We start from the raw sequence: 21,282 nt of genomic DNA, 5'->3' as shown, positions 1-21,282 counted from the left end.
GTTTCCACTCACAACAGAGAACTCAGAGAATCGGCGACGGGCTGTAGGCCGCACCGGCTGGGAACTTCGCGATCAGCCGCTCCACGGCCGAGACGACCGCACTGACCTGTGCGTCCGCTGCACCGACGAAGGCCGTCTTGTCGGCCAGCGCCGCATCGAGTGCAGCGCGGTCGAGCGGTAGGCGGTCGTCGGCAGCCAGGCGATCCAGCAGGTCGGGCTCGAGTCCCTGCTCACGCATGGCCAGCGCGACGGCGACGGCGTGTTCCTTGATCGCCTCGTGCGCGGTCTCTCGGCCGACGCCTGCACGTACGGCGGCCATGAGCACCTTGGTCGTCGCGAGGAACGGCAGGTAGCGATCCAGTTCCTTGGCGATGACGGCGGGGTACGCCCCGAACTCGTCGAGCACGGTCAGGAAGGTCTCGATGAGACCGTCGATGGCGAAGAACGCGTCGGGCAGCGCGACGCGACGCACGACGGAACAGAAGACGTCGCCCTCGTTCCACTGAGCTCCGGCGAGCTCGGCGGCCATAGATCCGTAGCCGCGAAGCACCACCTGCAGGCCGTTGACGCGTTCGCACGAGCGCGTGTTCATCTTGTGCGGCATCGCCGACGACCCGACCTGGCCGGGCTGGAAGCCCTCGGTGACCAGCTCGTGGCCCGCCATCAGACGGACGGTGTGTGCGAACGACGACGGCCCGGCACCCACCTGGACCAGCGCGGACACGACCTCGTGATCGAGCGAGCGGGGATACACCTGGCCGACGCTGGTGAGCGTGTGCCGAAAGCCGAGATGATCGGCGACGATGCGCTCGAGCGCGACGAGCTTCGCGGAGTCACCGCCGAACAGATCGAGCATGTCCTGCGAGGTGCCCATCGGGCCCTTGATGCCGCGCAGTGGGTAGCGCGCGATCAGTTCCTGCAGCCGGGACAGCGCCAGCAGCAGCTCGTCGGCGGCCGACGCGAAGCGCTTGCCCAGCGTGGTGGCCTGGGCGGCGACGTTGTGGCTTCGGCCGGCCATGACGAGGGAGGAGTATTCGGCGGCGCGTTCGGCCAACCGCTTCGCCACGGCGACACCATGGGTGTGGACGTGCTCGAGCGACCGCAGAATCTGCAGCTGCTCGACGTTCTCGGTCAGGTCGCGGCTCGTGAGTCCCTTGTGGATGTGCTCGTGACCGGCGAGGGCATTGAACTCCTCGATGCGAGCCTTCACGTCGTGCCTGGTGACGCGCTCCCGCTCGGCGATGGAGGCCAGGTCGACCTGGTCGGCGACAGCCTCGTAATCGGCGATGGCCGCGTTGGGCACGTCGACTCCGAGCGAGGACTGTGCGCGCAGCACGGCAATCCACAATTGCCGTTCGAGCGTGATCTTGTATTCCGGAGACCACAGCTCCACCAGTTCGGGGCTTGCGTAACGGGTGGCCAGGACATTCGGGATGCTCACGAGCATCCAGCTTACGTGGCGCAGTTGTCGGTCTCGGATGAGGTCGGACTCGAATTCGGCCGTCGGACCGAGCCTCGCCGCAGCGTGGAATAACCGCACCGCATTCCGATGTTGCAGCCGCCGTGAGCCGAACAGTGAAGGTCGACATCTGGTCCGATATCGCGTGCCCGTGGTGCTTCGTCGGTAAGCGCCGTTTCGAGGCAGGCGCTGCGGAGTTCATCGCCGATGGCGGGACGCTCGAGGTGGAGTTCCACTCGTTCGAGCTGGCACCGGACACACCGGTCGACTTCGACGGCAGCGAGGTCGACTTTCTCGTCTCCCACAAAGGTATGCCGGCCGCCCAGGTCACGCAGATGTTGGGACAGATGACCGAGCTGGCCGCAGGTGAGGGGCTCGCGTACGACTTCGACGCCTTGCAGCACACCAACACCGTCAAGGCGCACGAACTCCTGCACTTCGCCAAGTCGAAGGGCAAGCAGGTCGAGATGAAGGAACGACTGCTCGCGGCCTACTTCGAGGAGGGCCGCCACGTCGGACGCGTCGACGACCTCGCCGACCTGGCCGCGGAGATCGGTCTCGATCGTCACGAGGTGGTCGAGGCGCTGAAGTCCGAGGAGTTCCTGCCCGCCGTGCGCGCGGACAAGGAGCAGGCCATCGCCTACGGGATCAGCGGTGTGCCGTTCTTCGTGATCGACGGACGGCTCGGTGTGTCGGGCGCACAGGAACCGTCGGTGTTCGCCGACGTCCTGCAGAAGGCCGCGGCCGGCGCATGAGCGGCCCTTTGGAAATGGTCGGCGACCACCACGGCCCCGTCTGCGAGGACGGTGTGTGCGAGGTGCCGCCGATCCGAGACGCAGACTCGGGCGAGAACGACCTCGGGCTGAACGCGCCGGCCTGATTGATTCCGACCTGAGGGGGCCTGAGTCAATCGGCCGACACCTGTTCCGCCGGTGCCACGATGTCGATGACGGCCAACAGCATGCTGCGCGCCATTTCACGGGGATCGGGATCCACTTCGCTGAGCGCGCCCACCACCGCGCCGTCGACGACTGCCACAAGCCGTCGTAGCTGCTCTTCCTGCACCGTGCGCCCCGATCGCCGCAGCACATCGGTCAGCAGGTCGTCGATCTGGGCACGCAGCCTCAGCTGCACCTCGCGCAGTTCGGGATGCCGAGCCGACGCGATGAACCGCTCGTATCTCGCGACCAGTTGCTCATGGCCACCCTGCGGCCCGATCAGCAGATCGACGATGAGGTCGACGGTCGACTCCATCTTCTGCGAGCACTTGCCCTCGTCGTCGATACGTCCGCGCATGACATCGATCTCGCGGGTCCCGACGACGTCGACCGCCGCGGCCACCAAGTCGCCGAGCGACTCGAAATAGTAGGTGGTCGACGCCAACGGCAGGCCGGCGCGAGCGGCAACCGACCGGTGCCGAACCGCGTCGAATCCACCCTCGACCAGCAGGTCTGCAGCCGCCGACGCCAGAGCGTGGCGGCGGCGCACTCCCTTCGGAGTCGCACCCGACACCTTGTGCTGCGACTCGGTCGGACCTGCGGACATTCCAGTCATCGTGCCAGCTCGCAGCCGTTCGTCGGACTGCTTTCGCGCTATGGAATTGTCAGTGTTCGTGGCTCATCGACCTATCGACCTTCGCTCCGACACCATCACCCGACCAGATTCGATCATGCGACAAGCAATGGCCGACGCCGAAGTGGGTGACGACGTCCTCGACCACGATCCGACGATGGCGGCGCTCGAGGAGAGAGTGGCGGATCTGCTCGGCTTCGAGGCGGCGCTGTGGGTGCCGTCCGGTTCGATGGGCAACATCATCGCGCTGATGCTCCATCTGCAGCGCGGCGATCGTTTCCTGGCACCCGAGCACGCGCACGTCCTGGGCTCCGAGCTCGGCACCGCCGCCTGGTTGGCGGGCGGAATGCCCGAGGCACTTCCCCACGACGGGGGCCCCGGACGCCCCCTTGCGTCGACGGTGCGTGCGGCAGCCGGCGGCGTCGGACCGTACTTCGCCCTGCGGACCACATTGCTCTCGCTCGAGAACACACACAATTTCGCCGGCGGTGCCGTGCTGAGACCGGACGAGTGGGCCGAGCTCGTTGCTGCCGGACGTGACTCGGGATTGCGAATTCACCTCGACGGGGCTCGGTTGTGGAATGCCGCTGTGGCACTGGATGTTCCGATCGCGTCGTTGACCGCCGGCGCAGACACGGTGCAGGTATGCCTGAGCAAGGGGCTCGGTGCACCCGTCGGCTCGATGCTCGTCTCCGATGCGGCGCGAATCCATGAGGCCCGGCGTGTGCGAAAGATGTTGGGCGGCGGGGTCCGTCAGGGTGGCGTTCTGGCTGCGGCCGGGCTCGTCGCGTTGGATCGAATCGGGGATCTGGCGCAGGATCACGCCAACGCAGCGACCCTCGCCCGTGGACTGCGTGAGCGGGGCTGGGAGGTCGCAGAACCGCAGACGAACATCGTGCTCGCCGCCGTCGCCGATCCTGTTAGGACGGTGACCGAGCTGGCCGATCTGGGAATCGCTGCCGTCACCGTCGCCGGCAAGGTGCGTTTCGTGACGCATCGCGACGTGTCCGCCGCCGACATCGACGAGGTGTTGGAGCGGCTGCGCCGCATGTGAGCGGCACTTCGCAGCCTGCTACGAGTTTCCATTCACATGCGACGTAGTCGCTCCAACGCTTCTTCGACGTCGGACGTGGTGCCTGCGAACGAGAATCGCACCGTGTGGTTCCCGCGGACGGTGTCGAAGTCGACGCCGGGTGCCAACGCGACACCGGTCTTGGCCAGCACTCGGGCGCACCAACTACGAGAGTCGTCGGTGAGATGCGCGATGTCGGCGTACACGTAGAAGGCACCGTCGGCCGGAGCCAGATCGGTGATACCCAACGCAGGCAAACCGTCGAGCAGGATCCTGCGGTTGACGGCGTACCGCTCGACATGCGAATCCAGCTCTCGGCGCGACTCTTCGGTGAATGCCGCAACAGCTGCCACCTGCGAGATCGCCGGCGGGCAGACCGTCATGTTCGATGCCAAACGTTCGACGGCCCTGCGCAATCGGGCCGGCAGCAGCATCCAGCCCATGCGCCACCCCGTCATCGAGAAGTACTTGGACACAGACCCGATGGCCACGGATTCCTTCGACGTCTCCCAGGCGCTGGAGGTGTGCGCATCGCCGTAGGCGATGCCGTGATAGATCTCGTCGGAGATCAACAGCGTTCCGTGCTCGTCGCACCAGCGCGCGATGGCGGCCAGCTCGTCGGGGTCGATGATCGTGCCGGTGGGATTGGCCGGACTGGCGACAATGAGCCCGGCGGGCGGCTCCGGTAGTTCGTCGAGCATCGCGACGGTGGGCTGGAACCGTGTCTCCTCCACACAATCCAGTTCGACGACGCGACAGCCCAACGCCGCCAACGTGTTTCGATATGCCGGGTACCCGGGCCTGGCCATGACGACGGTATCCCCCGCGTCGAACGCCGCGAGGAACAACAACGTGAATGCGCCTGACGACCCGGTGGTGATCACCACATCGTCCGCCTCGACGGTGATGCCGTACCGCGTGCTGTGATACTCCGCGATCGCTTGCCGTAGCGGCAGAATACCCAGCGTTTCGGTGTACCCGAGCAGATGCGAATCCAGCGCGTCTCGGGTGGCGCGCAACACCGGCCCGGGCGCCCTGGCCGACGGCTGACCTGCGGCAAGCGACAGCACATCACCGTGAGTACGCGCCCGCTCGGCTGCCGCGGCGAACACATCCATCACGTGGAACGGCTCGACCTTCGATCGCTGCGATTCACTGTGCATTCCATCGACACTACTGACTAGAGTGTCCACAATTCCGCGGCAGGCATGGGATCGTGCGGGCCGAACAGGTGAGCTGGGTGTCCACAATTCCACGGCAAGCACGGCATCCCGCCATCGAACACAAATAGTGGACACTCAGCACAGTTCGGCCGAACAGGTGAGCTCGCTGTCCACAATTCCACGCCAGGCACGGCATCCCGCCTCCGGCCACAAATAGTGGACACTCAGCACAGTTCGGCCGAACAGGTGAGCTCGCTGTCCACAATTCCGCGGTAGGCACGGCATCCCGCCTCCGGCCACAAATAGTGGACACTCAGCTCAGTGCCTTCCGGCGACGTCGCACGGTCTCGATGATTTCGCGCACCACGGCGTCGAAGTCGGTCATCACCAACGCGGCCGAGTATCGCAGCACGAGCCACCCGTCGAGCTGCAGTGCGTTCTGGCGCACTCGGTCGTTGGTGAACACCTCCGGCGCGCTGTGGAATTCACGGCCGTCGATTTCGATGATCACCCGGGCTCGACGGTCCAACAGATCGGCGAAGTACTGCCCCACCGCCGCGTTGACCTCGAGAAAGTAGCCTGCCGCGGTGAGTGCGCGGGCCACCAGTCGTTCCGGTTCGGAGAGCGTGCGTGGGCAGCACTGTCGCAGCTGGTTCTTCGCTTCGGTGACTCCTGCCATTCCGGCCGACTTCGCGCATTGCGCCGCCAATCCGCGTTTGCTGACGGATCCGCTGAGCGCTGCGTCGACGAACGGTTCCAGGGCTGACCCGCCGAGTGAGGCCGACACGTCGACGATGCACTGCTCGATCGTCACGACAGGGAGGGTGTCGACGAAACTCGTCTCCCGAATGGTTCGACGATACGCGCGCAGCCACGAAGGGCACCGCGCTCGCGTGCTGCGGGGCACGGTGATGTGCACCTGTTCGGGTTCGTCATCGATCAGGTTCCACCACCACGCCGCAGTCAGGTGGCTGAGCACTGCATCCGGTTGCCATAACGTCGCGGCGACGCATCGGTCGCGGAACGACGGCTCTCCTGTGCAGTAGACGCCCGGCAACAGCCGGGTCAGCGTGCCGACCCTGGCCCGATAGTCGATTGCCCCTGCGCTGACGCCACTGTCGAGTAGTTGCTGCCTCGTGAATACCCCCATGGTCGAACAGCTTTGTGCTCGAGAACTGTTCGCGGGAGCCCGATCCGAGAAATGTGGACAACGCGAATGCCTGTGGACAACTGGGCTCAGCGTCCACTTTCAGCCCCGACGCTCGGGATCCCGTGCACGACGGCAAATAGTGGACACTCAGCATACCTGCTTTGCGTGCATCGACCTACGCCGAGATGCGCCCTTCCACGGCAGCGAGGCCGATGTCGGTGCGGAAGTGGCTGCCCGGCAATCGGATTCCGGCGATCCGGGAGTAGGCGTCATCTCGGGCGGCGGTGAGGTCGAATCCTGTGCCGACGACGCTCAGCACGCGTCCACCCGCGGAGACGACCGCGCCGTCCTTCACAGCGGTGCCGGCATGCAGGACGCCTTCGCCCTCGGAGCCGAGGATCTCGTCACCGGTGCGGGGGCGACCGGGGTAGTTCTCGGCGGCGATGACGACGGTGACCGCCGCGCCGTCCTTCCAGCGCAGAGGCGGCAGTGATGCCAGCGTGCCGGTGGCCGTCGCATTCAGCGCCTCGCCGAGCGGCGACTCCAGCAAGGCCAGCACCGCCTGTGTCTCGGGATCGCCGAAGCGACAGTTGAATTCGACGACGGCCGGGCCGTCGGCACCCATCGCGAGACCGGCGTACAGCAGACCCGAGAACGGCACACCACGCTTCACCATTTCGGCCGCAACGGGTTTCACCACATCACGGACGATCTCGTCGACCGCGCCCTCGGGCAACCACGGGAGTGGGGTGTACGCGCCCATGCCCCCGGTGTTGGGGCCGGTATCTCCGTCGCCGACGCGTTTGTGGTCCTGCGCGGGCAGCAGCGGCACCACGGTCTCGCCGTCGACGAGGCAGAACAGGGACACCTCGGGGCCGTCGAGGAACGACTCGAGCAGTACCGGGTGACCGTTTTCGAGGAGTTCGGCGGCGTGGTCGCGGGCGACGAGGCGGTCGGTGGTGACGACGACGCCTTTGCCTGCGGCGAGTCCGTCGTCCTTGACGACCCAGTTGGGGCCGAATCGGTCGAGGGCGGCATCGAGCAGTGCGGGCGAGTCGACTATTTCGCTGTGTGCGGTTCGCACGCCTGCCTGTGCCATGACGTCTTTGGCGAACGCCTTGGATCCTTCGATGCGTGCGGCGTCGGCCGACGGGCCGAATGTGGCGATGCCGGCTTCGCGCAGAGAATCGGCCACTCCGAGAACCAGGGGCACCTCGGGTCCGATGACGACGAGGTCCACCTCGAGCTTCGTGGCCAGTGCTGTCACCGCCTCACCGGATGCCACGTCGACGGCGTGCTGTTCGGCGAGCGTGGCCGTGCCCGCATTGCCGGGAGCGACGAACAGCTTGTCGACCGACGGGTCGGCCTTCAACGCAAGTAGAAGGGCGTGCTCACGAGCACCGGAACCTATGACGAGTACGCGCACAGTGCATCAGACTATCTGCTCGACACCGTCGGGCCCCGCACCTGTCGTGATGCGGGGCCCGTCGGGGATGGCGAGATTACTGCGTCAGGTCGTACAGCGTGACGTTGTCGACGGTGGTCGCGGTGAAGTTCTCGGTCACCCATGCCGAGATTTCGGCCGAGGAACCCGACTCCCTGCCGCCCATACCGCCGCCTCCGATGAAGTAGTGGATTCGGCCGTCGGCCACGTACTGCTGGAACTCGGCGAGGGTCGGCGACGGGTCGGTTCCGTTGAAGCCGCCCACGGGCATGACGGGATCCTCGGTGGCCAGTTGATAACCCGCCGCGGTGTTGGCACCGATGGCCGCCGCCACCCAGGTGTACGAACCGGCGTCCTGTTCGAGCATTGCGGTGACCTCGGCGGTCGGGGTGCTGCCCTCGAGCAGTCCACCCATACCGCCACCCATGCCGCCCATCTCGGCACCGCCCGGCAGCTGGCCGGCCTGACTCGGGAGTCCCGCCGGTGGCTGCATTCCGGCCGGCATCTGTGCACCGGGAGGCAGCTGCATTCCACCCGGCAGACCACCCTGCCCGCGCCGGCCCTCACCCATGCCGCCGAATCCGCGCATACCGGTGTTCGGCCCGGCGGACACGATCGATCCGGTGTGCGGGGTGCCGATCGTGTCCACCGCGTACGCCGTCGGCCCGGCCAGTCCGGCAAACATCACCGCGAGAATCGCGACCGCGGCGAGCCTGCCGCGAGTGAGCGCCGGAATCAGCAGAGCCACCACCGCCACCACACCGACGACCAGGATCGCCCACTTCAGCCACGGCACGAAGCTCGCGCTACGGCCGAGCAGCACCCACGCCAGTGCGACGGTCGACGCCGCCGCGAGCGCCATCGCGATCCGGACCCACAACCGCTGTCGTTCGCGCCAGACCATCACACTGCCGATACCCACGAGCGCAGCGACGGCAGGCGAGAGTGCGACCGTGTAATACGAGTGGAAGATGCCGGCCATGAAACTGAACGTCAGACCGGTGACGAGCAGCCATGCGCCCCACACGATCAGCGACGCGCGTTGCGCATCGGTGCGAGGGGCTTTGCCTCGCAACACCAGTCCCGTCACCAGCAACACCAATGCGGCAGGTACGAGCCAGGCGATCTGGCCGCCCTGGGAGGCGTCGAACATGCGGAGGATGCCGGTCTCGCCCCACATCGACCCGCCGCCGCCACCGACACCGCCCGGGGTGACGCTTCCTGTCTCGTTGCCGCTGAGTCGGCCCAACCCGTTGTAGCCGAGAGTCAGTTCCAGAATCGAGTTGTTCTGCGAGCCACCGACCCACGGCCGCGAGGATGCCGGCCAGAATTCGACGATCAGCAACCACCAGCCGGCCGAGACGATCATGGCTCCGAGTGCGGCGAACAGTTGCAGCACTCGAGTGCCGAGTTTGGGCGGCCCGGCGATCAGGTACGTCAACGCCAGCGGCGGTACGACGAGCATCACCTGAAGCTGCTTGGTGAGAAAGCCGAATCCGACGAACATACCGGTGATCAACAGCCACCTGGTCTGTCCCGATTCGACGCCTCGCAACATGGCCCAGACGGCGGCGATCATCAGTAGCCCCAGCAACGCGTCGGGATTGTTGAACCGAAACATCAGTGCGGCAACGGGAGTCAGCGCCAGCACCAGTCCGGCGAGCAGCCCGGCGGACGCACCGAATCGGCGGACGACGACGGCTCGGAGCAGCGCAACGGAGGCGACTCCGAGGAGCGCCTGCGGCACCAGCATCGCCCAGGTGTTGAGCCCGAACACCCGCACCGACAACGACATCAGCCACAGTGACATCGGCGGCTTGTCGACGGTGATGGAGTTGGCCGCGTCGGAGGATCCGAAGAAGAAGGCCTTCCACGACACCGAACCTGCTTGTATCGCTGCGGAATAGAAGGAGTTGGCCCAACCCGAGGCACCGAGTCCCCAGATGTATGCCACGCCGGTGCCGATCAGCAGAGCGGTCAACCCGAGGAGTTCCCACCGCCGGGAGGTCGCCGGCTCGGTCGGCGCGGCCGCGGACGGCCGTTCGATCGTCGTGGTCATCGGTTCTCCCCCAAAGGATCGGACACCGAAAGATCGGACTCCGAAAGATCGGACTCCGGATTACGGAAGACCCACCGCAGTGCGACGAATCGGCACACGGTGGCAACGAGATTGGCGACGACGAGAACGGCGAGTTCGACGTGCCGCGACACGTCCGGGGACCAGGCGTGCAGTACCGCGAGCGAGCCGCTGGTCATCAGCAGCGCGACACCGAAGATCGCCAGACCCTGCAGCTGGTGCTTACCCGCGCTCGCGGGCCCTCGGACGCCGAAAGTGAAGGCACGGTTGGCCGCTGTGTTCAGTACCGCGGTGATGAGCAGTCCGGCGAAGTTCGCGGCCTGTGCCCCGATCATGGGATGCAGCACCAGATACAGCAGTGCGTAGGCCACGGTGCTCGCGACACCGATGATGCCGAATCGCACCAGCTGGCCGATCATTCCGTGCGGTACACCGGCCACGAGCGGCTCCCGTCCCAGGCTTCGACGCAGTTCGGCGACGGGGAGCATTCCGGTCGCAAGGGCACGACCGACGCGCCAGCATCCCTGCAGATCCTTGACAGCGGTATCGAGGAGGTGGACGCTGCTGTCGGGGTCGTCGACCCAATCGACCGGCACCTCGTGAATCCGTAGGCCGACCTTCTCGGCGATGACGAGCAGTTCGGTGTCGAAGAACCATCCGGTGTCTTCGACGAGTGGAAGCAACTGGCGAGCAACATCGGTGCGCATCGCCTTGAACCCGCACTGAGCGTCGGAGAAGCGGGCGCGCAGCGAGGTGCGCAGGATGAGATTGTAACTGCGCGATATCAATTCACGTTTCACTCCGCGAACGACCCGGGACGACCGGTTCAGCCGAGAACCGATGGCGAGGTCCGAGTGACCCGACAGCAATGGAGCGACGAGCGGCATGAGGGCGTTGAGGTCGGTGGACAGATCGACATCCATGTAGGCAACGACGTCGGCGTCGGACACGAGCCACACCGCTTTGAGCGCCCGCCCGCGTCCCTTCTTGTCGAGATGATGAACCCGAACTCCGTCGATCTCGTCGGCGAGCCGATGCGCCACCGCGAGGGTGCCGTCGGTACTTGCGTTGTCGGCGATGGTGATCCGCGACCGAAACGGGATCCTTTCCTCGAGATGCTCGTGCAGTCGACGAATGCACTGCTCGAGATCCTCCTCTTCGTTGTACACCGGGATGACCACCTCGAGCGTGGCCGTTGCGTTCGAGCCGGGCCGGTGGCCTGCTGCTCGGGCGAGGTAGTTCGTTGTCATGAGGCAACACTCGTGTGTGCAGCTGGACCCACGCTGCGACGAACCTGGCAATCACCTGGGAGGACAGGAGCGCAGCCTGCGGAGTGACCAAGAGGCACAGCTCATAAGGCATTCTGTCCCCATGGCTTCTATTTTCAGCAAGATCATCGCAGGTGAGATTCCCGGACGGTTCGTCTGGCAAGACGACGACGTCGTGGCGTTTCTGACGATTGCCCCCGTCACTCAGGGACACACGTTGGTGGTTCCGCGTGAGGAGATCGATCAGTGGCAGGACGTCGACGGTGCCGTGTTCGCCAAGATCACTGCCGTCGCGCAGATCATCGGTCAGGCTGTCAGGACGGCGTTCGACGCGCCCAGGGCCGGGCTGTTGATCGCCGGTCTCGAGGTGCCGCACCTGCATCTGCACGTGTTTCCGGCGTACGAAATGGGCAATTTCGATATCTCCGGTGCGGATCCGAACCCGTCCGCGGAGTCACAGGACGAGGCTGCCGACAAGCTTCGAGCAGCGCTACGCCACCTCGGGCACGAGGCTCACGTCCCTAACTGATGCGCCTTGCTCAGCGCAGAGGTGCCAGTAGCCGTCGGCGCGTTCGTAGCTGCGTCGATACCGCGTCGGATCGGTTGTCCGGGTCGTAACCCGGTCCGATGTCGGTATCGATGTCGCGTGGGCCGGGCGCGACGCCACACTCGGGGCACAGTCCGAGCGGTCCCAGATCTGTCCCGCAGGTCGCATGCAGAAATCGGCGACGTGTGCCCGTGGGCTTCGGGTTCTGTTTCTCGCCCCAGTAGCTCAGAGCGTAGACGGCCGGCCACAGTCCTTCGAGGGCGTGCGTCGGGACGTAGTCGTCGTGGCCGCCGCCGTGGGCTCGGGCTTGCCGGTCGAGCAATCCGGCATCGACCAGGGTGCCGAGCCGTTGAGCCAGGACTGCCTTGGAAATGTCGAGGTGGACCTGGAAGTCGCCGAAGCGTCGGACCCCGAAGAAGCTGTCGCGCACGATGAGCATGGTCCAGCGCTCGCCGACGAGTTCGAGCGCGCGGGCCAAGGGGCAGTCCTGGCGGGCGTAGTCGGTTCCGAGTGCCATGCGCCGATCGTACAGTCTGTTGACCGAACCAAGTTGGCCGTTTACAGTTCGATCACCAGACCAGAGAGACGACGATGACCGACACTGCACCCACGCCCGCCGGCACCACGAACGGCACCCGCGCACTGGCCGTCGCCGCATCGGGCACCTTGTTGACGCTGATGGCGTTCACCGCTCCGCTCGCGACGATCAACAGCACCGCGCTGGACCTGATGTCGGACGCGGCGGGACGGACCTGGATTTTGAGCTCGATGAGCATCGGTCTCGCCGCCGCGTTGCTCACCACCGGGACCGTCGCAGACGACTTCGGCCGTCGCCGCACCTTCGTGCTCGGAGCAGTCGTTCTGGCCGTCGGCGCAATCGTTTGTGCCGTCTCTCCCAACACCCTCATCTTCGTACTGGCCCGCATCCTGCAAGGCCTCGGCGGTGCCGCGGTCGTCGCATCGAGCCTCGGCATCATCGCGCACACGCACCCGGCCGGGCCGGTGCGCGCCAAGGCCAGCGGAGTTTGGGGTGCCAGCGTGGGGGCCGGTATCGCGCTCGGCCCGCTGCTCGCCGCGCTCCTCGACCGGTGGGCCAGCTGGCGTGAGGCGTACGTGGTCCTCGCGATCGCCACTCTCGTGCTCGCCGTCGTCGCGCAGCTGCGCGTCGAAGAATCCATGTCCGACGCCCCGCGCGGCCTCGATCCGGTCGGCGCGGTGCTGTTGGCCACGGGCATCGGCGCACTGCTGGCCGCGTTGGTCGAGGGACGGCAGGGGTGGACCGCCGTGACTCCCATCGTGCTGTTCGTTCTCGCCGCCCTCCTGCTGCTGGCCTTCGTCGCGCTCGAATTGCGCAGTGCGAGCCCGATGCTCGACCTCATGTTGTTTCGGCATCCACCGTTTCTCGCCGCCACGGTCGCCGCCCTGGCCACGGGCGGCGGAATCATCGCACTCATGTCGTACATGGCCGGGTTCGTAGGTACCGCGCTCGGCATCGATGCCCTCGGGGCAGCGGTTCTGCTGTTCGCGTGGTCTGCGACCTCGGTCGTCACCGCCCTACTGGCTCGGCGAATTCCGGCTGCCGTCAGCGGCCGCACCCAGCTCGCCGCGGGCCTGATCGGAGTGGCAGTGGGCATGGTGATGTTGACGGGCCTCGCCGCGGACGCCTCCTGGCCACGGCTGCTGCCGGGGCTGCTCGTGGCAGGCGTCGCCAGTGGCGTCCTCAACGCCGCGCTGGGACGCGAGGCCGTGGCCAGCGTCCCGCCCGGACGCGGCGGAATGGGCAGCGGGGCCAACAACACCGCGCGCTACGTCGGGTCTGCGATCGGGGTCACCGTGGTTGCTGTGGTCGCCGTGCCTGCCGGCGATCATCCCGCGGCCGCTCTGGTCACGGGCTGGAACACTGCAGCCCTGATCACCGCGGCCATTTCGCTCGTCGGAGCTGCGGTCGTGGCGATGTCACGCACCCGGCGGTAGCGAGTACTCCTGCTCGGGACGCCCGGTCGATCCGTACCGCAGTTGCATTCGCAACCGCCCCTTGGACACCAGGGTGGCCAGATACCGCTGGGCCGTCGCTCGCGAAATGCCGATGGCCGCAGCAACTTCTCCGGCCGACATCGGCTCCGCCGTTCCGCGCACCGCGTCGAGCACCAGGTCTCGGGTGACCGACTGCGAGGCCGGTAACGGAGCCGCAGCGCGCGGGCGGAGGGCGTCGAGCCCACCGTCGATGTCCGCCTGAGTCAGTTCGTCCGTGCGGTCGAGCGCGCCGCGGTATGCGAGGTACCCGGTGAGGCGATCGACCAGCGCCGAGCGTGGAAACGGCTTGATCAGATACGTCCATGCGCCCGCGGTCATCGCCGAGCGCACCGTGTGCTGATCCGCAGCAGCGGAGAGCACCACGGCGTCACACGGCAGCTCTCGCACCAGGTCGATACCGGACCCGTCCGGTAGATAGACGTCCACCAGTGCCAGGTCGAACGACTGTGTCGTCAGCAGCTCGCGTGCCTGGGCGATACTCGTCGCCACTGCGGCAACTTCGTACTGGTCGAGCGAATTCACCAGTGCCGCATGCAGATCTGCGACCCGGAAGTCGTCGTCGACGACGAGAACTCTCATTGCGTCACCTCTTCGATCAATAGTGCGTCGGGAATCGAGGCGATGAACACTGCGCCTCCGCGATCGTTGTCGGCCGTGATCTGCCCGCCGGCATCGGCCAACGTCACTTCGCCGCCTCGGGTTCGCGCGATCTGTCGGCTCAGTGCCAGTCCCACACCTCGGCCACCCGGCGTGTCCGCCGTCGACTTGGTCGAGACTCCCTCGACGAACACCTGCTCGGGTGCCAACGCAACGCCGTCACCCGAATCGACGACGACGATATGCAAGGTCGAATCCTCCTGCACCAGTTCCACTTCCACTTCGGCAGGTCGACGTGCACCGAGCCGTGCTGCGTCGATGGCGTTGTCGATCAGGTTGCCCAGCACGGTGGTGACGTCCACCGGTCCGACCAGTTCTCCACCGACCCAGGTGTTCTCCCCCAACACCAGTCGCACGCCACTCTCGCGCGCGTGTGCCGCCTTGGCCGTGAGGAAGGAACGTAGGTAGGCGTCGGAGACCGCATCGATGCCCTCGACCGCCTCCGATCTCGGTCCGACACCGAGAATCTCGTCGATGTACTCCGACGCCCGATCGGGGTGGCCCTCGTGCAGCAGCCCACTGACCAGATGCATCCGGTTGGCGAACTCGTGTCGCTGGGCGCGCAGCACCGCGGACATCGACTGCACCGCGTCGAGTTGACGCGTCAGTGCCTCCACGTCCGTTCGATCTCGCACGGTGAGTACCGTCCCCAGATCTCGATTGTCACGCAGCACCTTTCGCGCCGCCGCGATGACGACGACCTCGTCGACGGCCGCGAGTACCGGCTCGCCCGTCGGCAGCTCGATGACCTCGAGCAATCTTGGCGTCAGACCGATGTCCTCCACGCGCATTCCCGGCTTCCCCTCGATCGAGAGCAAGGTGCGCGCCTCGTCGTTGACGACGGTGACGATGCCGTCCGGGTCGATGGCCACCACGCCTTCGCCGATGCCGTGCAGCACCGCCTCCTGCTCGCGCACGAGCTCGGCGAGTTCCTCGGGTTCGAGGCCCAGGGTCAGCCGCTTCCACCTGCGCGCCAGCAGGATCGAGCCCAGCACACCCAACAGCAGGACTGCGCCCGTGACCAGTGCGCCGTTGATCAGATCCTTCACCAGCTCGGTTCGCACTGCCGTCGTGGAGATTCCGACGCTCACTTCGCCGATCACGACGTCTGCCGAGCCCGGAGCCAGGATGGGCACTTTGGCACGGACGGAGTCGCCCAGCGTGCCGCGTTGGGATTCGACGACCTCGTTGCCCGCCAATGCGCCGGACGGATCGGTACTCACCCGTTGCCCCAGGACGGTCGGATCCGGATGTGCCAGGCGCAGTCCCCGGTCGTCGGTGATGACGACGAACAGTGCATCGGTGCGCTCCCGGGCGCTTTCGCCCGTCCGTTGCAGCGCACCGCCTGCCAGCACTCCGGCCGGCGCAGCATCGGTTCCGGCGGTGTCCGCGGCCGAGAACTGCCCTACGAGCGAACGCACCTCGGGGTCGGAGGCCACGGTCCGCGCGACCGCGAGTGCCCGCTCGCCATACTCCTCGCTGGCCTGTTCGCCGCTACTGATCGCAAATACTCCGAACGCCACTGCCAGCGCCACCGCAACCAACGCGGCCTGCAGCAGCAGCACTTGAGTCCTCAATCGCACCAGCCAAGGCTAGAGCGAGAGCTGCTCGAGCACAATGCGCAAAAGGCTCTTTACGTTGCTTGCGCGGGTAGTGCGCACAACGGCGAACATGTGATGCCGGTTACGTAACTTCAGTCACAACACGTAGTCCAACCGGACCCACCTCACACATTTCGAGAAGGAGTGCACGATGTTGGTGATACTCGGCTTCCTCATGGTAGCCGCCTTCATGTTCTTGATCTTGACCAAGAGAGCCACGCCCGTCGTCGCACTCACCCTCGTCCCTGTCATCTTCGGTCTGCTGGCCGGCGCGGGACTCGGCATCGGTGACATGATCACCGACGGCATCAAGTCCCTCGCTCCCACCGCGGCCCTGCTGTTCTTCGCCATCATCTTCTTCGGAATCATGATCGACGTCGGACTGTTCGACCCACTGGTGCGCGGCATCCTGCGTGTCGTTCGCAACGACCCGATGAAACTCGTTGTCGGAACGGCCATTCTGGCCATGGTCGTCTCGCTCGACGGCGACGGCTCGACCACCTTCATCATCGTCACGTCCGCACTGCTGCCGCTCTACCTGAAACTCGGTGTCAGCCCGGTCATTCTGACGGTCGTCGCCGGACTCGCCAACGGCACGATGAACATCATCCCGTGGGGCGGCCCGACGGTTCGCGCTGCGTCAGCTCTGGGAATCTCCCCGTCCGACGTGTTCGTTCCGATGGTTCCGTCGATGATCGTCGGCCTGATCATCGTGCTGCTCTTCGCCGTTCACCTCGGCATCATGGAGCGTCGACGCATCGGCAAGCTGATCTACGAACCCGAACTTGTTTCCTCGGGCGGCGGCGGAAGCATCCGTAACGGCGGCAAGGGAACCGGCGGAGCGGGAACCGGCGGATCGGACGGCTCCGGCGAATCGGGTCAGTTCTTCGACGGTCTCGACCCCAATCGCGACACGCTGCGCCCGAAGTTGCTGTGGTTCAACGCTGCTCTGACGGTCGTTCTCCTCGTCATCCTGGTCATGGACATTCTTCCCATCCCGGTGCTGTTCATGATCGCTGCCTCGATCGCGCTGACTGTCAACTTCCCGAAGGTCAAGGAGCAGGGCGACGCGATCGCTCGGCACTCGTCCTCCATCGTCTCCGTCGTCGCCATGGTGCTCGCCGCGGCAATCCTGACGGGTGTCTTCCAGGGCACCGGCATGGTCGAGGCCATGGCCGAGTGGCTGCTCAACGTCATCCCGCCCGGCATGGGCCCGTACCTGGCCGTCATCACCGGCATCCTGAGCATCCCGCTGACGTTCTTCATGACCAACGACGCGTTCTACTTCGGCATCTTGCCGGTGCTCACCGAGACCGCCGAGAAGTACGGCATCGACCCGGTCGAGATGGCCCGTGCCTCGATCACCGGTCAGCCCGTCCACCTGCAGAGCCCGCTGGTTCCGGCCATCCTGCTGCTGGTGACCCTGGCCGGAGTCTCGCTGGCCGATCACCACAAGAAGGTGTTGTGGCGAGCGGTGGTCGTCTCCCTCGCAATGCTGGCGGTCGGCATCGTCCTCGGTCAGATTCCGTTCGGCTGATCCCTCACCCCCACCTTCCTGAAGGAGACACCGTCATGACTGTTGGCGTACTGCACAACAATTCACCCGAGGGCCGCGCAGCACTCGCGGCCGCCGTTCGAGAAGCTCGGATCAGAGAGACCGATCTGGTCGTCCTGCACGCATTGTCGGGATCGGCCGAGCCGTCCGCCGAGGCAGGCGAAACCGCTGCGGTCTCCACCTCAGTAGAGACCGCCTTGGCCGACATCGACAGCGCCGAGGCCGTGGCCTGGACCGTGGCGGTGGGTCGCCCCGATCCCGACGCCGTGAACACTCTGCTGACTCTGGTGGAGGAGCAGAAGTCCGAGATCCTCGTCGTCGGCTCCCGGCACCGCTCGGCAGTCGGCAAGTTCCTGATGGGACAGACGATTCAGCGCCTGCTGCTCGAAATTCCGGTTCCGGTTCTACTGGTCAAGTCCGGAGCGTGAATGTTGCCGACAAGGTGACGACCGTAGTGCGGCACAGCCTCCGATGGATCGGCCTCGCGGCCGTATCCGTCGGGGGCTGGGCCCTTTTCGCGAGTCTGGGCCTCACCGCGCCGTCGCTGTTCGCCGCACTCGTCGTCGCCGTGGTGTTCGCATTGACCGGGTTGGGTCCGGCCGCGGTCCCCCGTCCCGCGTCCATGGCAGCGCAGGGCACGCTGGCGGTGACGATCGGACTCATGCTCGACACCGACACCCTCGCTGCACTGGGAGAGAACTGGCTTCCCGCGGTCACCGTCGGGTTGGCAACCCTGATCGTCAGTGCCGGCTGCGGCGCTCTGCTGGCACTGCACCGCGACGTCGATCCGGTGACCGGAGCATTGTCTCTGATTGCCGGTGGCGCAACAGGTCTGGTGTCGGTCGCCCGCGAGCTCGGCGGCGACGAGCGCATCGTCGCCGTGGTCCAGTATCTCCGCGTGGCGTTGGTGGTCGTCACGATGCCGTTGATCGTCACCTTCGCTTTTCACACCGACACCGGTGGCACGTCCGGTACCGACGAGGCGTCGACGACACCGTGGTACATCGGCACGGCCTTTCTGATCGGTGCCGTCGTCGTCGGAATCCTGCTCGCGAAGGCGATCCGACTCCCCGCCCCCGCCACGCTCGGACCGCTGATCGTCGCCGGAGCCTGCGAGCTACTCGGCTGGCCCGTCGACATCGCCGTCCCGGAAGTCCTACTGCCGTTGGCGTTCATCGTCATCGGATGGCAAGCGGGACTTGCCTTCACCGTCGCCAGCCTGCGGGCCATCGGACGCATCTTCCCGTGGGCCGCGCTGCTCGTACTCACGATCGGCCTGATCTGCGCACTCCTGGGCTGGGCGCTGTCCGCCGTCACCGGAGTCAGCATGTTGACCGGTTATCTCGCGACGACGCCCGGCGGACTCGCCGCAGTGCTCGCTGTGTCCGCGACGACGGGATCTGACGTCACGTTCGTCGCCTGCGTTCAGGTGATCCGGCTGGTGTCGATGCTCGTGGCCGCGCCCCTCGCTGCTGCCGCGTACACCAAGATCGCCGAACGCAAGAAGGATCGGTCCATGGCCGGGTGAGCAGATCAGTCTGCGGCCCTGGGTAATTCGACCCGGAACGTGGCACCCGCGCCGGGAGTACTTCGCACGTCCACGGTCCCGTTGTGGGCGGTAACCAGGGCTGCGACTATGGACAGGCCGAGCCCACTGCCCCCGCTCTCACGGGTCCGGGACGAGTCGGTGCGATAGAACCGCTCGAAGACGTGAGCCGCCTCCTCCTCGCCCAGACCGGGGCCGGTGTCTTGCACCTCGAGCACCACCGACTCCTCGGTGGTGCCCACGCACACCGTGATCGACGCGGACTCGGGCGTGTGCCGCACTGCGTTCCCCACGAGGTTGGCCAACACCTGACGCAGCCGGGCATCGTCGCCGGCGACCTCCGGAATACCTGGTCCTGCCGATACCTTCAACGAGATGTCGCGTGCGGGCGAGACGGCTTTCGCATCGTGCACGGCATCGGCGGCGATGGTCAGCACGTCGACCCGACGTACCTCGAGGGGACGCTGGGCATCGAGTCGCGCGAGCATGAGCAGATCCTCGACGAGCAGTCCCATGCGCGCCGATTCGCCCTCGATCCGCGTCATCAACAATGCGATGTCGCTCATAGCCCCCTGCCGGTACAGCTCGGCGAATCCCCGGATGGTCGTCAGCGGAGTCCGCAGTTCGTGGCTGGCGTCGGCGACGAACCGGCGCATCCGATCCTCGGACGCCCGCGCCGCTTCTTCCGAGGCGGCGGTCGCTGCGAACGCCCGCTGTATCTGCGAGAGCATTCCGTTCAATGCCGCCGACAGTCGACCGACTTCCGTTCTCTCGCTGCGGTGGGGCACCCGCCGGTGCAGATCGCCTGCGGCAATCGCAGCTGCCGTCGTCTCCACCTCACGCAACGGCCGCAAGCTGCGCCGCACCACGAAGTAGGCCACGACACCCAACACCACCAATACCGCTGCCCCGATGTACAACTGGAGCACCATCAGTCGGCTGACGGTCTGCTGGTTGGGACCGAGCGGAATTCCCACCGTGGTGGATCCGTCACTGTTGGTCACCGTCAACACGCGCCACTGTTTCCCTGGGTCGCTCTCGGAGCCGACCGTCGTCGGGCGATCGGCGGTGACACCGGAGAGATCCGGAACACTTTCTGCCACATCGTTGATGGGACCCCGTACGGTGCCGTCGTTCGCCACGGACCGGACGTAGAAATTCGACGGCGGGCGACCGGGATTGGGCTCGCCGATGGGCGGAAGTGGGCGGGAGTCCGGTTGCGCCCACCCCCGAGATGCCTCGACCAACTGCTGATCGAGGCGACGCATCAACGACGTCTCCAACGAGGACGTCACCGCGACACCCGATGCCAGCAGTCCGAGCCCGACCAACAGCAGCAGGGCCGCAACCAGAGTGAAGCGCAACGGGATGTCCCCCAGCCGTGAGCGGAGGCCGGTCACCGCGGCTGCCGCATGACGTAGCCGACGCCCCGCAACGTGTGGATCAATCGGGTATCGCCCGTGTCGACCTTACGACGCAGATACGACACGTACGACTCCACCACTCCCACCTCACCGCCGAAGTCGTAGTGCCACACGTGATCCAGAATGCGGGGCTTGCTCAGCACTGTTCCGGCATTGACCATGAAGTACCGCAGCAGTGTGAACTCGGTCGGCGAGAGCGAGACCGGCTCGCCTGCCTTCCACACCTCGTGGGTGTCGTCGTCGAGTTCGATGTCCGCGAACGCAACTCGGGACGATTCGGTCTCCTCGGTCCGACCGGACCGGCGCAGAATCACCCGGAGCCGAGCCACCACTTCCTCGAGGCTGAACGGCTTGGTGACGTAGTCGTCCGCGCCGAGCGTCAGACCGGTCACCTTGTCTTCCAAGGAATCTCGCGCCGTCAGGAACAACGCCGGAGCATCCACTCCGTCTGCGCGCAGCCTGCGCAGCAGACCGAAGCCGTCCATGCCCGGCATCATTACGTCGAGGATCAGTGCCTCGGGCCGAAAGGTACGCGATCTGTCCAAGGCCTCGGGGCCGGAGGACGCCGTCGCGACCTCGAATCCCTGGAACTTGAGACTGACCGCCAACAGCTCGACGATGGTCGGTTCGTCGTCGACGATCAGTACACGCGCTTCGGGGGTTTCGCTCACGGTGTCCATCATCGCGCGCGTTGCTGCTCGTCCGCTGAACTC

At 66.1% G+C, this 21,282-nt stretch carries 20 protein-coding genes; 8 read left to right on the top strand and 12 right to left on the bottom strand.

Annotated elements, in window-relative coordinates; all coding sequences use genetic code 11:
- Positions 1-22 precede the first annotated feature (22 nt).
- On the bottom strand, positions 23-1,447 hold the full coding sequence (gene purB / locus CH278_RS07820; protein WP_032367933.1) for an adenylosuccinate lyase: 1,425 nt from the start codon (positions 1,445-1,447) through the stop codon (positions 23-25).
- 116 nt (positions 1,448-1,563) lie between these two features.
- On the opposite strand from purB, the gene CH278_RS07815 reads away from it, so the two are divergent.
- Both CH278_RS07815 and CH278_RS27925 read left to right on the top strand, forming a co-directional pair.
- Entirely contained in the window at positions 1,564-2,214 is a 651-nt protein-coding gene (locus CH278_RS07815) for a DsbA family oxidoreductase (protein ID WP_094621586.1), read from the top strand.
- Positions 2,211-2,339, top strand: a complete 129-nt coding sequence (locus CH278_RS27925) for a hypothetical protein (RefSeq protein ID WP_256991756.1) — start codon at positions 2,211-2,213, stop codon at positions 2,337-2,339. The genes CH278_RS07815 and CH278_RS27925 overlap by 4 nt, the downstream gene beginning before the upstream one ends.
- A 26-nt stretch (positions 2,340-2,365) precedes the next feature.
- Here the strand turns inward: CH278_RS27925 and CH278_RS07810 are convergent, their stop codons facing one another.
- Positions 2,366-3,013, bottom strand: a complete 648-nt coding sequence (locus tag CH278_RS07810; protein WP_032367536.1) for a TetR/AcrR family transcriptional regulator — start codon at positions 3,011-3,013, stop codon at positions 2,366-2,368.
- A 58-nt stretch (positions 3,014-3,071) separates the two neighbouring features.
- Between CH278_RS07810 and CH278_RS07805 the strand changes: the two genes are divergently transcribed.
- Positions 3,072-4,085, top strand: coding sequence for a GntG family PLP-dependent aldolase (locus CH278_RS07805; protein WP_256991757.1), 1,014 nt, complete (start codon positions 3,072-3,074; stop codon positions 4,083-4,085).
- A 32-nt stretch (positions 4,086-4,117) separates the two neighbouring features.
- On the opposite strand, the gene CH278_RS07800 is transcribed toward CH278_RS07805, so the two are convergent.
- The 5 genes from CH278_RS07800 to CH278_RS07780 form a co-directional block, all read right to left on the bottom strand.
- Entirely contained in the window at positions 4,118-5,266 is a 1,149-nt protein-coding gene (locus CH278_RS07800) for a pyridoxal phosphate-dependent aminotransferase (protein WP_094621584.1), read from the bottom strand.
- Positions 5,267-5,579: 313 nt separating this feature from the next.
- Positions 5,580-6,416: a DUF559 domain-containing protein gene (locus CH278_RS07795; RefSeq protein ID WP_094621583.1), complete on the bottom strand. Its 837-nt coding sequence runs from the start codon at positions 6,414-6,416 to the stop codon at positions 5,580-5,582.
- 175 nt (positions 6,417-6,591) lie between these two features.
- A complete protein-coding gene (purD, locus tag CH278_RS07790) occupies positions 6,592-7,842 on the bottom strand; it encodes a phosphoribosylamine--glycine ligase (RefSeq protein WP_094621582.1) in 1,251 nt (416 codons plus the stop codon).
- A 76-nt stretch (positions 7,843-7,918) separates the two neighbouring features.
- On the bottom strand, positions 7,919-9,919 hold the full coding sequence (locus CH278_RS07785) for a glycosyltransferase family 39 protein (protein ID WP_094621581.1): 2,001 nt from the start codon (positions 9,917-9,919) through the stop codon (positions 7,919-7,921).
- Positions 9,916-11,187 carry a bifunctional glycosyltransferase family 2/GtrA family protein gene (locus CH278_RS07780; protein WP_094621580.1) on the bottom strand — a complete coding sequence of 424 codons (1,272 nt, stop codon included), beginning with the start codon at positions 11,185-11,187 and terminating at the stop codon, positions 9,916-9,918. Before CH278_RS07780 ends, CH278_RS07785 begins: the two co-directional genes overlap by 4 nt.
- A gap of 121 nt (positions 11,188-11,308) precedes the next feature.
- Here CH278_RS07780 and CH278_RS07775 point away from each other — a divergent pair, with 121 nt between their 5' ends.
- A complete protein-coding gene (locus CH278_RS07775; RefSeq protein WP_094621579.1) occupies positions 11,309-11,734 on the top strand; it encodes an HIT family protein in 426 nt (141 codons plus the stop codon).
- 10 nt (positions 11,735-11,744) lie between these two features.
- Here the strand turns inward: CH278_RS07775 and CH278_RS07770 are convergent, their stop codons facing one another.
- On the bottom strand, positions 11,745-12,269 hold the full coding sequence (locus CH278_RS07770; RefSeq protein WP_032386391.1) for a winged helix-turn-helix transcriptional regulator: 525 nt from the start codon (positions 12,267-12,269) through the stop codon (positions 11,745-11,747).
- A gap of 74 nt (positions 12,270-12,343) precedes the next feature.
- Between CH278_RS07770 and CH278_RS07765 the strand changes: the two genes are divergently transcribed.
- Positions 12,344-13,726: an MFS transporter gene (locus CH278_RS07765; RefSeq protein ID WP_094621578.1), complete on the top strand. Its 1,383-nt coding sequence runs from the start codon at positions 12,344-12,346 to the stop codon at positions 13,724-13,726.
- Here the strand turns inward: CH278_RS07765 and CH278_RS07760 are convergent.
- On the bottom strand, positions 13,709-14,365 hold the full coding sequence (locus CH278_RS07760; protein ID WP_032367526.1) for a response regulator: 657 nt from the start codon (positions 14,363-14,365) through the stop codon (positions 13,709-13,711). The genes CH278_RS07765 and CH278_RS07760 overlap by 18 nt on opposite strands.
- Positions 14,362-16,026, bottom strand: coding sequence for a sensor histidine kinase (locus tag CH278_RS07755; protein ID WP_094621577.1), 1,665 nt, complete (start codon positions 16,024-16,026; stop codon positions 14,362-14,364). The genes CH278_RS07760 and CH278_RS07755 overlap by 4 nt, the downstream gene beginning before the upstream one ends.
- 169 nt (positions 16,027-16,195) lie before the next feature.
- On the opposite strand from CH278_RS07755, the gene CH278_RS07750 reads away from it, so the two are divergent.
- Genes CH278_RS07750 through CH278_RS07740 form a run of 3 tightly spaced genes read left to right on the top strand, consistent with a single transcriptional unit; the run spans position 16,196 to position 19,127 of the window.
- The gene (locus tag CH278_RS07750; RefSeq protein ID WP_032367524.1) at positions 16,196-17,581 is read left to right on the top strand and encodes a CitMHS family transporter; all 1,386 of its coding nucleotides are present in this window, start codon (positions 16,196-16,198) and stop codon (positions 17,579-17,581) included.
- A 35-nt stretch (positions 17,582-17,616) separates the two neighbouring features.
- Entirely contained in the window at positions 17,617-18,027 is a 411-nt protein-coding gene (locus CH278_RS07745) for a universal stress protein (RefSeq protein WP_094621576.1), read from the top strand.
- On the top strand, positions 18,024-19,127 hold the full coding sequence (locus CH278_RS07740; RefSeq protein WP_032367522.1) for an AbrB family transcriptional regulator: 1,104 nt from the start codon (positions 18,024-18,026) through the stop codon (positions 19,125-19,127). Before CH278_RS07745 ends, CH278_RS07740 begins: the two co-directional genes overlap by 4 nt.
- A gap of 5 nt (positions 19,128-19,132) precedes the next feature.
- Here the strand turns inward: CH278_RS07740 and CH278_RS07735 are convergent, their stop codons facing one another.
- A complete protein-coding gene (locus CH278_RS07735; protein ID WP_032381603.1) occupies positions 19,133-20,545 on the bottom strand; it encodes a HAMP domain-containing sensor histidine kinase in 1,413 nt (470 codons plus the stop codon).
- Positions 20,542-21,249, bottom strand: coding sequence for a response regulator transcription factor (locus tag CH278_RS07730; protein WP_094621723.1), 708 nt, complete (start codon positions 21,247-21,249; stop codon positions 20,542-20,544). Before CH278_RS07730 ends, CH278_RS07735 begins: the two co-directional genes overlap by 4 nt.
- Between the last annotated feature and the right edge of the window lie 33 nt (positions 21,250-21,282).

Source organism: Rhodococcus sp. 05-2254-5 (genome assembly GCF_002258575.1).
In the GTDB taxonomy this organism is placed as follows: Bacteria; Actinomycetota; Actinomycetes; order Mycobacteriales; family Mycobacteriaceae; genus Rhodococcoides; species Rhodococcoides fascians.
The sequence above is the reverse complement of the archived record's forward strand: the minus strand, read 5'-3'. Positions and strand labels throughout refer to the sequence as shown.

Excerpts from the sequence above, each read along its gene's own strand:
- CH278_RS07745 (WP_094621576.1), top strand. The coding sequence starts at position 17,617 with ATGACTGTTGGCGTACTGCACAACAATTCACCCGAGGGCCGCGCAGCA.
- CH278_RS27925 (WP_256991756.1), top strand. The coding sequence starts at position 2,211 with ATGAGCGGCCCTTTGGAAATGGTCGGCGACCACCACGGCCCCGTCTGC.
- CH278_RS07760 (WP_032367526.1), bottom strand. The coding sequence starts at position 14,365 with ATGAGAGTTCTCGTCGTCGACGACGACTTCCGGGTCGCAGATCTGCAT.
- CH278_RS07780 (WP_094621580.1), bottom strand. The coding sequence starts at position 11,187 with ATGACAACGAACTACCTCGCCCGAGCAGCAGGCCACCGGCCCGGCTCG.
- CH278_RS07770 (WP_032386391.1), bottom strand. The coding sequence starts at position 12,269 with ATGGCACTCGGAACCGACTACGCCCGCCAGGACTGCCCCTTGGCCCGC.
- CH278_RS07785 (WP_094621581.1), bottom strand. The coding sequence starts at position 9,919 with ATGACCACGACGATCGAACGGCCGTCCGCGGCCGCGCCGACCGAGCCG.
- CH278_RS07765 (WP_094621578.1), top strand. The coding sequence starts at position 12,344 with ATGACCGACACTGCACCCACGCCCGCCGGCACCACGAACGGCACCCGC.
- CH278_RS07775 (WP_094621579.1), top strand. The coding sequence starts at position 11,309 with ATGGCTTCTATTTTCAGCAAGATCATCGCAGGTGAGATTCCCGGACGG.
- CH278_RS07795 (WP_094621583.1), bottom strand. The coding sequence starts at position 6,416 with ATGGGGGTATTCACGAGGCAGCAACTACTCGACAGTGGCGTCAGCGCA.
- CH278_RS07750 (WP_032367524.1), top strand. The coding sequence starts at position 16,196 with ATGTTGGTGATACTCGGCTTCCTCATGGTAGCCGCCTTCATGTTCTTG.
- CH278_RS07800 (WP_094621584.1), bottom strand. The coding sequence starts at position 5,266 with ATGCACAGTGAATCGCAGCGATCGAAGGTCGAGCCGTTCCACGTGATG.
- CH278_RS07730 (WP_094621723.1), bottom strand. The coding sequence starts at position 21,249 with ATGGACACCGTGAGCGAAACCCCCGAAGCGCGTGTACTGATCGTCGAC.
- CH278_RS07810 (WP_032367536.1), bottom strand. The coding sequence starts at position 3,013 with ATGACTGGAATGTCCGCAGGTCCGACCGAGTCGCAGCACAAGGTGTCG.
- purB (WP_032367933.1), bottom strand. The coding sequence starts at position 1,447 with ATGCTCGTGAGCATCCCGAATGTCCTGGCCACCCGTTACGCAAGCCCC.